The 13422-nt window shown below is 48.5% G+C and carries 11 protein-coding genes; 4 read left to right on the top strand and 7 right to left on the bottom strand.

The window, feature by feature from the left end; translation table 11 throughout:
* Positions 1 to 110 precede the first annotated feature (110 nt).
* Together NST99_RS16115 and NST99_RS16110 are read left to right on the top strand one after the other, a co-directional pair.
* Positions 111 to 908, top strand: coding sequence for a YheC/YheD family protein (locus NST99_RS16115; protein ID WP_341093042.1), 798 nt, complete (start codon positions 111 to 113; stop codon positions 906 to 908).
* A gap of 139 nt (positions 909 to 1047) precedes the next feature.
* Positions 1048 to 1638, top strand: a complete 591-nt coding sequence (locus NST99_RS16110; protein WP_341093041.1) for an AAA family ATPase — start codon at positions 1048 to 1050, stop codon at positions 1636 to 1638.
* A gap of 86 nt (positions 1639 to 1724) precedes the next feature.
* On the opposite strand, the gene NST99_RS16105 is transcribed toward NST99_RS16110, so the two are convergent.
* On the bottom strand, positions 1725 to 2546 hold the full coding sequence (locus NST99_RS16105) for an AraC family transcriptional regulator (RefSeq protein WP_341093040.1): 822 nt from the start codon (positions 2544 to 2546) through the stop codon (positions 1725 to 1727).
* Between the two features lie 165 nt (positions 2547 to 2711).
* On the opposite strand from NST99_RS16105, the gene NST99_RS16100 reads away from it, so the two are divergent.
* Together NST99_RS16100 and NST99_RS16095 are read left to right on the top strand one after the other, a co-directional pair.
* Complete coding sequence (locus NST99_RS16100) at positions 2712 to 5825, top strand: glycoside hydrolase family 2 TIM barrel-domain containing protein (protein WP_341093038.1); 3114 nt, start codon at positions 2712 to 2714, stop codon at positions 5823 to 5825.
* A gap of 218 nt (positions 5826 to 6043) precedes the next feature.
* A complete protein-coding gene (locus tag NST99_RS16095; protein WP_341097664.1) occupies positions 6044 to 6616 on the top strand; it encodes an acetylglutamate kinase in 573 nt (190 codons plus the stop codon).
* A gap of 75 nt (positions 6617 to 6691) precedes the next feature.
* Here NST99_RS16095 and NST99_RS16090 read toward each other — a convergent pair whose 3' ends face one another.
* The 6 genes from NST99_RS16090 to NST99_RS16065 form a co-directional block, all read right to left on the bottom strand.
* Positions 6692 to 8470 carry an ABC transporter ATP-binding protein gene (locus tag NST99_RS16090; RefSeq protein WP_341097663.1) on the bottom strand — a complete coding sequence of 593 codons (1779 nt, stop codon included), beginning with the start codon at positions 8468 to 8470 and terminating at the stop codon, positions 6692 to 6694.
* The gene (locus tag NST99_RS16085; RefSeq protein ID WP_341093036.1) at positions 8451 to 10223 is read right to left on the bottom strand and encodes an ABC transporter ATP-binding protein; all 1773 of its coding nucleotides are present in this window, start codon (positions 10221 to 10223) and stop codon (positions 8451 to 8453) included. Before NST99_RS16085 ends, NST99_RS16090 begins: the two co-directional genes overlap by 20 nt.
* Complete coding sequence (locus tag NST99_RS16080) at positions 10220 to 10672, bottom strand: hypothetical protein (protein ID WP_341093034.1); 453 nt, start codon at positions 10670 to 10672, stop codon at positions 10220 to 10222. The genes NST99_RS16085 and NST99_RS16080 overlap by 4 nt, the downstream gene beginning before the upstream one ends.
* 223 nt (positions 10673 to 10895) lie before the next feature.
* On the bottom strand, positions 10896 to 11774 hold the full coding sequence (locus tag NST99_RS16075) for a metal ABC transporter permease (RefSeq protein WP_341093032.1): 879 nt from the start codon (positions 11772 to 11774) through the stop codon (positions 10896 to 10898).
* Complete coding sequence (locus tag NST99_RS16070) at positions 11771 to 12694, bottom strand: metal ABC transporter permease (protein WP_341093030.1); 924 nt, start codon at positions 12692 to 12694, stop codon at positions 11771 to 11773. Before NST99_RS16070 ends, NST99_RS16075 begins: the two co-directional genes overlap by 4 nt.
* Entirely contained in the window at positions 12694 to 13422 is a 729-nt protein-coding gene (locus tag NST99_RS16065; protein ID WP_076109367.1) for a metal ABC transporter ATP-binding protein, read from the bottom strand. Before NST99_RS16065 ends, NST99_RS16070 begins: the two co-directional genes overlap by 1 nt.

Below are 13422 nucleotides of genomic sequence, written 5' to 3'. Positions count from 1 at the left end.
CTTACATACGATATCCTATGTGCTGAAGGCTGCGGAATGATCCATTCCCGTAAGACAGGCAATAAGCGTGTAAAGCTATACTTCCACTATTAGAACGAGGTGACCTGCTGATGCTGTCCAAGAAAGCCGCGACCACCAAAAAACCAATTACCATTGCAAGCAAATGGTCCAAAACAAAAATGCTGCTTAATCATTCACGGCTCCGCCAATTCGTGCCCGATAGCCGGATCTATTCGTATGAAGCCCTGCAGTCCATGCTTAACAAGCATAAGATGGTATATGTAAAGCCTGTCAAAGGAACCGGAGGAAATGGTGTAATCAAAGTAATTAAGTATAGTGAACATAAATATGCCTATCACGTAGGCGAGACTCCCCGTTATTTTAAAACTTACGGCGCTCTGTTCACTTCGCTCGGCAGCAGTAAATTAAAGCGTGAATATTTGGTTCAGCAAGGAATAAATCTGCTTACTTATCAAAATCGTATCTTTGATGTGCGCATTATGACGCAAATGAACAGCACGAACCATTGGGAATGTACCGGATATATCGGGCGAATGGCACATCCCAAGAAAATCGTTACGAATTTCCACAATAGCGGAAAACCGCTTCCTCTGGAAACGCTGCTTAGCCCTTACCTGCAAGGAGACAAGAAAAAAGACTATATCAAAGGATTAAAAGCTTTAGGAGATCAGGTGGCAAAAGAATTCCATAAAAACCATAGCGGATTTAAGGAAATAGGCCTGGATATTGGATTGGATTCTGCTTTGAAGCCATGGATTATTGAGGTAAATACCCGGCCGGATGCTTATATCTTTAATCAATTGAAGGATAAAACGATGTTCCGCAGAGTGATCTACCTTAAAAAGTGGCATAAATTATTGAATTCTGGCAAGAAAGTTGTCAAATAAGGTGAACACTACCGGGTATAAAAAAGGTTGAACTTGAGCGCCCTCTTTGGCTCTGTTCAACCTTTTTTTGGATTGCAAAAAATGATAGGATATACTGGTTAAGGTGTGAACTGAATCGGGATTTGAGGAGAGCAGATGGATGAATAAACTGGTGTTTTTTCTGGGACCGGCAGGTGCGGGCAAAACGACGCTGGCCAAAGCTGTAGCCTCGCGCCGCAAAGCCGCCTTCTTCGATATGGACATTCTGCTGCGGCCGGCGGCAGACGCCATTATGACCATGCATGGACTGGACCCGACAGACAGAGATTCGGCAGAATATAAAAGACTTTGCCGAGACCTCGGTTACCGCATTACGATGGACGCCGCGCTTGATAATATCGGCCTGAATAGCGATGTATTCGTGGTTGGACCCTTTACTAAGGAAGCCGCCGACCCAGACTGGATTAGCAATGAGCTGTCCCAGATCGGTCTTACGTTGCCCGAGGTTGAGGTCAAGGTTGTCCTGGTCGGACTGGCCAACGAGGATTTGTACCGGGAACGTATTCAAGGCAGGCACTCGTCTTTGGATGACTGGAAATTTCAGCATTGGCAGGAATTCCGCTCTTCGCTTGGCAGCCGCACTGTCGCGTGGCCGCTGCCCGCGTCGAATGTCGCAATGATCGACAACTCAAATCCGGAGATCGAAGATACAGTAAGGACAGTTGAGCATTTTATTTATGCAGCACAATGAGCAGACGAAAGGCAGCCGTGGGCTGCCTTTTTTTTGTAATGTAGTATTCATGAAAGGTCCGCTTATATCCCCCCCTGTATTCACCTTTAATCCAAACCATGCAATCGTTTAAAATCCTCAGGCTTCATCCCTGTCATCCGTTTAAACACTGCACAAAAGTAGCTGGCATTCTCAAAACCGACATCCCGGGCAATTTCGTAGATTTTTTTACCGCGAACGTTAAACATTAATTGCTTGCTCCGGTTAATCCGCTGTTTATTAATGTACGTTACCGGCCGCTCATGAACCGTGTGCTGAAACAGCCGGCACAAATACTGCGGCGATACCGCTGCTACTTCTGCCAGTTCTTTTAACTGCAGCGGCCGGTGCAGATGGAGTTCTATATGCCGCAGGACGGGCTTAATCCGTTCCATTTCATCTTCCTCATTGGAAGAAGGCAGCAGCTTGCGTTTCAGATCCAGCAGCAATGCGTACAGCAGCTTGGAGCATTCCAGATCATCTTCAAGCGGATGTTCATTAGACAAAAGAAGCATCTCCCGCAAAGGCTCCAAAAGTGCTTCGTCCCTTAATCTCCCGGGTCCAGACTCGCGTATTCCCGCGTACATCAGCATCTGGGCAGCTTCTCTGCCGCTAAATGAAATCCACGCCAGCTTCCATTCTCTGCTAACCGGAGTATAGAAATGCGGAATTTCAGGATATAGAAAAAACACATCCCCGGGGCCTACGATGTAACTTTTGTCATTAATATTCAGTTCACCTTTGCCTTCAAGCACCTGATGCATCTGATAATCCGGAAAACCAGCCGGACGCAAAGTTTCGGCCTGATGCTCCCAATATCCGATGGTTGTGGCATATAAGGGCAGCAGCATCGTCTCATCAGTCTGGCAAAAAATCATTTTGCTTTTCACGAGGATTCTCCTTTCCTAATTGTTGCTTCTATATTAGCCTTCATTTCTAGCGAAAGAAAGCCCAATTTAGTTTCATATTGTGTTATTTGATAAGAATATCATTATATATACCTTGAGCCTTTCTCATTCTATAATATGAATATAACAATATAAGGAGATGTTAAAGTGCGTAAGAAGCTAGTCTATCAGCCACCTGCCAACGGATATCCCGAATGGAATAACAATCCGGAGATTTTTCAATTGAACCGAATGGAAGCGCATGCTTCGATGATGTCTTTCCCGACTGCTGAGCAAGCACTCCAAGGAAATAAACAATCCTCCTCCCGTTATCAATCGTTGAACGGCACTTGGAAATTCGCCTTTGCCGAAACTCCTGAGAAACGCAGCAAGGATTTCTATAAATCAGATTATGACAACAGCAGTTGGGCGGATATTCCTGTTCCTTCCCATTGGCAATTTCAGGGCTATGATTACCCTCAATATACCAATGTGCGGTATCCTTGGGCAGAGTCAGAACCGGATTTGAAGCCCCCTTTTGCCCCTACTTTATATAATCCTGTAGGTTCCTATGTACGTACATTTGATGTACCGCAAGCTTGGGACGGCCAGCCTGTATTCCTCAGCTTCCAGGGTGTGGAGTCTGCTTTTTATGTATGGGTGAACGGAGAACTGGTCGGCTATGGTGAAGATACCTTTACCCCGTCGGACTTCGATATTACAGCTTATCTGCAAGCAGGAGAGAATAAGCTGGCCGTTGAGGTGTACCGCTGGTGTGATGCGAGCTGGCTGGAAGATCAGGATTTCTGGCGGCTTAGCGGCATTTTCCGCGACGTTTATTTGTATACCGCACCTCCCGTACGTGTTGCCGACTTTTGGGCCCGGACCGATCTGGACAACGAGTTTGTGCATGCGGAGCTGAACGTGGACATCAAAGTGGAAGATTACTTTAGCCGCAAAGCTGGAGATTACTCGCTGCAAATGCAGCTTTATGACAACAATGGCCAAAAGGTCTGGGCAGCTCCGGTTGCTGCTGCAGTATCTTTTCAGGAAGGAGATTTGCAGCAGCTTAAACTGTCGGCACCTGTAGCTCAGCCTCATAAATGGAGTGCGGAGAAGCCATACCTTTACACCTTGGTGATCTCGCTAGTGGATGGTCAGGAGATCGTTCAAGAGGCGGTCAGCACAAAGGTTGGCTTCCGCTCCTTCGAGATTAGAGACGGCTTAATGAAGATTAACGGGAAACGGATCGTACTGAAAGGCACTAACCGGCATGAGTTCTCTTGTGACACTGGGCGCGCATTGTCTGTAGAGGATATGATCCGCGATATTCATCTGATGAAATCCCATAACATTAATGCGGTACGGACCTCTCATTATCCCAATCAGTCAGTTTGGTATGAGTTGTGTGACGAATACGGTCTCTATGTAATCGACGAAACCAATCTGGAGACACACGGCAGCTGGCAATATGGACAACAAGAGCTGCATGAGGGGAATGTTCCCGCGAGCAAGCCGGAATGGCGCGCCAATGTCATCGACCGCTGTAATTCCATGATGCAACGGGACAAAAATCATCCATCCGTTATCATCTGGTCACTCGGTAATGAGTCCTTTGGCGGCGATAATTTTATTGCCATGCATGACTATCTGCGGGCAGCCGATCCTACCCGTCCTGTTCATTATGAAGGTATTTTTCATTACAGACCTTCGGAAGCGGCGAGCGATATCGAGTCTACGATGTACATTAAGCCTGCCGGCGTTGAACAATATGCGACAAACAATCCGCAGAAGCCTTATATCCTCTGTGAATACAGCCATGCTATGGGCAATTCCTGCGGCGGACTGCATCTCTACACCGATATGTTCGACAAATATGATGTGTTCCAAGGCGCATTCATCTGGGACTGGGTGGATCAGGCCATCCGTACTACAACTCCAGAGGGGATTGAATATCTGGCGTACGGCGGCGATTTCGGTGAATCCCCACATGACGGGAACTTTAGCGGCAACGGCCTGCTGTTTGCGGACCGGACTGTAACTCCTAAGCTGCTTGAGGTCAAAAAATGCTATCAGAATATAAAAGTCACCGCCCAGGATCTTCAGAAAGGTCTTTATCAAATCCGCAATAACTTCTTATTTACGGATATCGAAGAATATGATTTACATTGGAAGATTGAATTGGAAGGCGTAACTTCGCAAGAGGGCTCTCTGCGGATTGCCGCTGCACCGGGGGAGACTGTCGATTGTATCATTCCGTATGAGCTTAGTTCCATAACCAATGATAAAGAAGCAGTGCTGACCTTGTCCTTCATTCAACCTGCTGCAGCAGCATGGGCAGGTGCCAACCATGAGGTTGCATGGGAACAGTTCATTCTAGTTCCAAGAGTTGCAGGAAGTCTTCCCGCTCCAGCAGGAGATCCCCTTCGCATCACTCAGCAAGAGGAAGCATTGATCATTGCAGGAGCTGACTTTTCATTTTCTTTCAATACGGCAACCGGAGATTTGTTCTCTTATCAAGTCTTGGGCAAAGAACGCCTAATTGAGCCTGCAAGACCGAATTTCTGGAGAGCCGTCACCGATAATGATCTTGGCAACCATCTGCAGGAACGTTCCGCAGTCTGGAGAAAGGCTTCCTATGAACGTAGCCTTGTTCAATTTACTACCCGGACTCAAGAGAATCTTTGTTTCGTATCGGCAACCTACTTGCTGCCCACAAATCCAGTGTCCACTCTACTGGTCACCTATGAAATCCGTCCTGACGGATCTGTGGAGATTTCGCAGGAACTGAACCCGGGCAGCAGCTCGCTGCCGGAAATCCCAGAGTTCGGAATGCTGTTTGTGCTGGATGGAAGCCTGGACACTGTGTCATGGTACGGACGCGGACCACATGAGAACTATTGGGACCGGCAAACTGGAGCCCGTCTGGGACGCTTTAGCGGCAAAGTCAGTGAACAGTTCACTCCTTACCTCAAGCCGCAGGAATGCGGGAACAAGACAGGTGTCAGATATGCTTCAGTTACAGAAGGCAACAATGGATCAGGGATCCATATTGAAAATGCAACATCGCTGGAAATCAACGTACTCCCTTGGAAACCAGAAGAACTGGAAGCCAGCGATCACGTCTATAAATTGCCGGCTTCGGATAAAACCGTGCTGAGGGTCAATTACAGGCAAATGGGTGTCGGCGGGGACGACAGCTGGGGTGCACCGACGCATGAACAGTTCACTCTGCCTGCAAACCGGCCGTACAGCTTCCGCTTCACGCTCGCTCGAATTTAATCTACTGTTGCACCAACAAACGAGATATCCGCTTAGCGGAATCTCGTTTGTTGGTTTAGGAAAAACGTAAAAACCACCTTCTCTTGCAGCCGTTTGTGAACACATGGGCGGAATCCCCATACTATGGGGATATAAGTATTCAGGGGAGGTTAGATTGTATGTATTCTTATGGGGGCTTTGGCCCCTCCGCAAATAGAACGTCTTACGCATGGCCCAATATGGCTCCTGCAAATGCAGGACAGGTGATCTGCTTGACCAAAGCTCAGATTGAATTCAAAAACCATATGCGCTTATTATGGGAGCAGCATGTGGCTTGGACACGAATGGCTATCACTAGCCTTGTTTTCGGATTGCCCGATACCGATGTGGTACTGGCGCGCCTTCTGCAGAATCCGACGGATATGGGGAACGCGCTTAAGCCCTTTTACGGGGAGAGTATAGCTAATGCTTATGCCAATCTTATCAAGGAACACTTGTTAATCGCCGCTGATCTTGTCAAGGCTGCGAAAGCAGGTGATACTAACGCAGTTGCCGCCGCAGAGAAAAAATGGTTTGCCAATGCGGATCAAATTGTTGAATTCCTTGCCCGTATTAATCCATATTTTCCAAAAGAGGCGTTCAGGCAAATGTTCTATTCGCACCTGGCTTTGGTTAAAGCAGAAGCAGTATCGATGTTGAACAAGGACTACAAGATGAGTGTCCAGCTGTATGACCGTATCGAGCGTGAAGCGTTGATGATGGCGGATATGATAAGCAATGCTATACTCATCCAATTCCCGCAGATGGTATAAACCGGATTATAGCTTTTTAAGCCTAACAAAAGCCCTCAATGCTCGCTTCAAAGCGGAAACCAGAGGGCTTCTTGGTTATACAGACTCTTGCATATTATACTGAAAAAGAGTCCGATACAGCACGTTGCGGCTCCATAATTCGCTGTGGCTTCCACGGTCCGCAATACATCCGTCTTCAAGCAGAATAATCTGGTCTGCCCGTATCACAGAGGAAAGGCGGTGTGCGACGATAATCATCGTCCGCTCGCCAGATAGATTATCAAGCGTGCGGTTAATCTCGGTCTCGGATTCATGGTCCAGCATAGAGGTCGCTTCATCCAATAGGATGATCTCTGCTTTCGATAGTAGAACTCGTGCCATAGCCAACCGCTGCTTCTGTCCGCCGGAGAGCTGGACACCTTTTTCACCGATAACCGTGTCATAATTCTGCGGCAGCTTCGTGATGAATTCGTCCATATTTGCCAGACGGCAGGCAGTCCGTATCTCTTCTACTGTTGCCTTCGGCCGGGCAAGCCTTACATTGTCCTGTATCGACATATTGAATATGGCCGGGTCCTGCATCACTACGCCAAGGGTCCGGTGCAGCACCGTTTCATCCACATCACGAAGCTCTTTGCCTGAGATTTGGATGTTCCCCTGCTCAGGTTCGTACATCCCTAACAATAGCTTCACAATAGTACTTTTCCCCGAACCGCTTCTGCCTACGATTGCTACTTTTGCTCCGGCTTCGATATCAAAGGATACCTCTCGCAGAACCATCTTCGTCATATCACTGTATTTGAAAGATACATTGTTGAAGCTTAGGATATCCGATTTAGCTTGATTAGCTTCCTTTGAACTGGTTGTGCTGGTTCTACTGCGCTTGACAGGCGCTTCTTCCAGAATAGCCTGCACTTTCTCCAGACCCGGCAGTTCGGCAGTAAATTTCATATCAAGATCATTGATGATGCCGAGCTGCGTGAACATTTGCTCATAATACTTCATGAACACTAACAGGCTTCCGATCGTCATCTCGCCGTGCAGGATGAGCAGCCCTCCGATGAAATACAGGTTCATCCGCGTAATGAAAAAATCCTTGAAGGCTTGAAGCGCGCGGTTTCCGAACCAATACATATGCTGCTGGAAAAATGATTTACTGATGGCATGCCAATACTCGGTAAATTTCAGCGACATCCGCTTCTCCATATGATTGGCTTTGATCTCACGCCAGCCCTGAATGGCGGTCTGCAGCCAGCCTTCATACTGCCCATAGATATTCCGGTTGGTTTCAGCAGCTTTCCGGGCACCTTTGCCAAGTTTCCTGGTGATCCAGAAGGAGACCGGAACCATCAGCAGACCGAATAAAGCAAGCTTCCAGCTGAACCAGATCATCAGCCCTGCACCGACCAGTATCATTGCACAGCTATAAGCGTATTCCAGCGCCTGAACCTTGAACAAACGATTTACGGACTCTACATCCTGATCCATTCGGGCTTTCAGATCTCCCGTATTCATCTGTTCATATTTCCTGAACGGCAAACGCATATAACTGCTCCATACCTCAAGACGTACGGCGAAGGTCAGCCTGTTGGAAAGCTTGTTCCCGATTGCCGTTTGTCTCCCAAGAACAACTGTTTCCGCAATATAAATTGCGGCGTAGCCCCCGCAGACATACCATAGCTTACTAAGGTGCTGGCCGACCATTACCTCATCCACGAGCAGCTTGAACAACAATGGCGTGATCATCCCCAGAGCAAGCAGCAGCACCTTAAAGACGATAAGGGACAGCCATTCCTTACGTTGGTCCACCCATTGAGCTTTAAACGCAAGGACCCACTGCAACCTGATTCTGATATTATGAAAAGACTTGTTCATCCGCTGTCCCCGCCCCGCTTTCCGAATATTGCTCATAAAAAAGCTGACGATACACGGCACTCTCCGCAAGCAGCTTGCGGTGATGATCGAAGCCGACGATGTGTCCATGATCGAGGACCGCCACCTTATCTGCGGTGATAATTGTTGAAAGCCGATGCGCAATAATTATCGTAGTTGTGTGTTCACCAAGATTTCCCCAGCTGGATTTGATGACCTTCTCCGCTTCCCCGTCCAGTGCAGAAGTGGCCTCGTCAAAAACAAAGATGGGCTGCTGCTTCAGAAACGTCCGGGCGAGTGCAATCCGCTGTTTTTGTCCTCCGGACATGAAGATACCTGAACTTCCCCCTATGGTTGTATGCAGTCCCTGCGGAAGCTCACGCACATATTCGGCAATAAATGCTTGCTCACAAGCATCCCATAATTCATTGTCAGTCCGGAATGAGCTTCCCCATAGCAGATTCTCCCGAACGGTCCCTTCAAAGAGAAAGGGCTCTTGAAAAGAAACGCTGACAGCCTTGCGCAGCGATTTCAAATCACAGTCAAGAATGGAGGTGCCGTCAATGAGGATGTCTCCCCCGGAAGGCTTGTATAATCCGAGCAGCAGTGAAATAAGCGTGCTTTTGCCCCCGCCGCTTTTTCCTACAATGGCTACCGTTTGCCCGCCTTCTATCCGCAGATTCACATTTTGCAGCACAGGTGTTTCCGGGCGGTAACCAAACAAAACATCCTTAAATTCAATCAAGCCCTTCGTTACCACAATCTTCGGTCCGCCCGGATTCTGATCCTCTTCCTCCTCTTGCAGCAGCTGGAACACGCGCTCAATCGAAACCTTGTTCTGCTGGATCCGGCTGTTGGCTCCGCTCATATTTTTCAGCAGCCCGCTGCCCTTGGAGAAATATTCAATAATGGCAATAAATGCGCCAATCGTTAAGTGGCCGTTTACGATCATGAAGCTGGCAGTTATGTATAAGGTCAGATCAGAGCCCAGGGTGATTAGACTGACGGCTCGTTCCGAAATGAAATCGATCCGGCTGGATTGATTCTTGAGACGCATATATTTAATTAAATGACTCACAAAAACTCGCGTGCTGTATTTCCCGGCACCAAGCAGCCGCACATCGCGCAGCCCCGCCAGCATCTCGACACACCAGCTCATGAACTGGCCGTACTGTTCACGCTGATTGGTGAGCCGGGATTTCATTGCCCGGCTGAAGCTCATGATGGTAAACACAACGACCGGAATTACAACAAGCATCAATAAACCCAAATACACATTGGCAACCATTACAAAAGCAATTGCCGTCACCATCCGGATGCTGTTGGCCGTCAGGTAAAAAATATTCCAATGAATCAGATTCATGACTTCGTCAGCATCGCGGTTGATGACTGCCATAAGTTCACCGGATTTACTCCGGGTGAAAAAGGCAGGCCGCAACGACATCAGCTTGTCATACAGCTTCTTCCGGATATCGAATGAAAATCTAGTAACCAGATACGACCACACACTGTTTAGAACGGTATGCAGCAGCTGCTCGGACAAAAAGATCATCCCATAACCGATGACAATAAAGATTAAGAATTGAAGATTCCGGTGATAGAAAACCTCATCCACCAGCAATCCAAAGATAAAGGGATATAACATACCGATTACGGAGGTTACCAGGATACAAATAAACAGATTGATAAAACTCCATTTATAAATGCGGATAATCGGCCAGAGAGTCTGCAGCTGGCTGCGCATCGAACGGTTCATTCCACCGCTCCTTTCTTAAACAGCTTGGCGAATACAGTTTTTTGGCCCTGGGGAAGCTCAACATAAACGGGCGGTTCAGCAGACTCCGTATCGGACTCCTTCTTGGCCCGTGTCCAATCTGAAGCAGTCACTTCAATATCAAGCCTGTCTGCATCTGTTGATGAATCAACATTTAGAACGGTTCCTTCGTAACGATCTCCACTTTCCTTTATGTACCAGGTAATCTTGTCTTGCATATGCAGCTGAGTATAATTATTGTTCCCCTGCACAGTAATTAACGTTGACTCCCCCTTCTCCACATGAGCACCAGTAACCGCCCAATAGCTCTGGATACGAATGCTGTTCATCAGAAGATACATCCCCATAGCCAATCCGACAATAATGAAGAGTGCCGCAATTGGCGTTTTGATAAACGTGAATGTATAGAGCTTCCATAGCCGTTTATGCATAATCCACCTTCCAATTTAATTGATATAATGAGAAAATTGTGGCCTAAATCCATATATTAGTGTAATGCTTGACAATCATTTTTGATAGTTATAATTCTGTGAGAGCCTTGTGGACTCGGTAGATTTGGTTGCTTCAACCTAAAAATCCCCGTTCTATCGCCCTTGAGCAATAAAATGGGGATCTTCATATTCGTAGGACACAAGCTCGCAACGCTGGCTTAAGCTATTCCTCGATCACTGCTGGAGCCCGGAAAAACCGGGACAACACGCCGCTTGAAGGAGAACCCAGGAAGCTTGCTATAAATACAAGTCCTGTAGCAAAGGCCATAGAGCCTGAAATCGAGGTGTCCAGCCACACTGCAATATAGTAACCGGCGACTGCAGAGAGGACGCCAAAACCGGCGCTGAGCATCAGCATGACTGAAAGACGGTCTGTCCACAGATAAGCAGACGCAGCCGGAGTAATCAGCATGGCCACGACCATAATTGCGCCGACGGCATCAAATGAGGCCACCGTTGTTACCGATACAAGCGTCATGAATAGATAGTGTATCAATACGACCGGAAGTCCAAGACTGGCCGCAAGCGCCGGGTCAAACGATGTAATCTTCCATTCTTTATACAATGCAAGAATAACAGCAAGCACAATAATGAGTACGATGAACAGCATTAGCGTTGCTTGAGGAACGGCACCTATCCAAGGCAGCTCCACTGTATTCCACGGAACAAATGTAATTTCACCCATCAATGCGTGTTTTACATCCAGATGCGCATTCCCTACCTTTGTTGCAATCAGAACTACACCGACTGCGAACAATGTGGTGAAGACTACACCAATGGAAGCATCCTGGGCTACGCCGCGGGAGTGCAGGAATTGGACCAGCATGGCTGTCAGCAATCCGGCGACGATGGAGCCGATCAGCATATGACCGCCGCTCAGCTGCTTGGTGATCAGGAAGGCAACGACGATCCCCAGCAGCACACTATGGCTGATGGCATCCGCCATCATTGCCATTCGTCTAAGGATGAGGAACGTTCCAATTATTCCGCAGGTAAGGCCGACAAGTGAAGCTGTAAGCAAGATCCAGGCTGTGTAGCTCATACCGCTTTCCCCTCCTCAGGCGTATGCAGATATGCTGATTCCGCCGATTTTTTCTTTTGCGCCCGCAGGTGAAGAAGCTTCGCCAGCCAGCCTTTCTGAAAGCCAAAGACAAGCGACACAAGGAACAGAGAAGACGAAACCAGAACGATAAAGGGACCTGTCGGCCAGCCTTTCCCCAGTGTGCTGACCCATGTTCCCACGGCCCCGGCACCCCCGCCGAATACAGCGGAAATGATAAGCATCCGCTTGAAGGACTGGGTCCAGTATCGCGCACTTACCGGGGGAATAATCAGGAGAGCCGACATCAGGATGACGCCAACCGCCTGAATCCCGATGACAATAACAAGAATCAGCATGCTCATATACATCCCGTTCATCACCCGCCCGGACAAGCCCAGCCCCTTGGCAAAATCCGCATCGAACAGAAACAGCTTCCACTCCTTGAAACCGATCCATATGAACGCGATCACAATCAATGCCAGCACCAGCATGATCTTAACATCTTTACCGGTCATGGAAGCTGCCTGGCCAAATATGAAGGAATCCAGCCCGCTCTGACCCCCGCCTGCCGTCCGGTTCACAATGGACAACAGCATGATCCCAAGTCCGAAAAAGATCGACAGCACGATTCCCATCGCCGTATCCTCTTTAATTTTGGTGGACGATTGAATCCACTGGATAAAGAGAAAACCGAGCACTGCGCTTAGCGCCGCTCCGGCGATCATTGCCGGAACGCTTTTGACACCAACGATCGTAAAAGCAATCACAATTCCCGGCAAAGCCGCATGGGAAAGTGCGTCGCTCATCAGGCTTTGGCGTTTCCAGTACGCCAGACAACCGATCAAACCTGAGGCGATCCCAAGAATTAAAGTACTGAATAATACCCAGAGTGTGTTGGGTGAGATGCCGGTTATATCCATTAGGTGCCTCCGATCCAGCGAAGCGAACCTCCATAGGCACGGTACACTTGCTCTTGGGTAAACGCCTCACGGGTACTTCCGTGGGCCACAATCGTACGGTTCAGCAGCAGCACGTGGTCGAAATACTCCTCTACCGTATGTAGATCATGATGTACGACCATCACTGTTTTGCCCTGCTCCTTCAATAGCTGGAGTGTCGTCATAATCGCCTTCTCCGTCGCGGCATCTACCCCGGCCAAGGGCTCATCCAGAAAATAAAGGTCAGAATCCTGTACCAGCGCCCTGGCCAGAAACACCCGCTGCTGCTGCCCGCCGGACAGCTGGCTGATCTGGCGGTGCGCATAATCGGCCATCCCCATCTGGTCCAGAGCGTGTAATGCCTGCTGCCGGTGGCTGGCTTTCGGCCATTTCAACCACCCGACTTTGCCATACAGCCCCATCATGACTACATCCAGCGCATCCGTCGGGAAATCCCAATCCACGGAGCCCCGCTGCGGCACATAACCGATACGTGATTTCACCTTGGAGAAGGCGGAGCCGTAAAAAGATACGGTGCCCGACAGCTTGGGATGCAGGCCCAGCATCACTTTGAGCAGGGTCGATTTCCCGGCGCCATTTGGGCCGATGATCGCCGTAAGCGTGCCGGGCTGCACCTTGAAGGAAACATCGTGCAGTACTTTATTTTGCCGGTAAGAGGCATTTAAGCCTTCTACTAGAACATCGCTCAT

Origin of the sequence: Paenibacillus sp. FSL L8-0470, assembly GCF_038008625.1 — a bacterium.
Taxonomy (GTDB): domain Bacteria; phylum Bacillota; class Bacilli; order Paenibacillales; family Paenibacillaceae; genus Paenibacillus_AQ.
The sequence above is the reverse complement of the archived record's forward strand: the minus strand, read 5'-3'. Positions and strand labels throughout refer to the sequence as shown.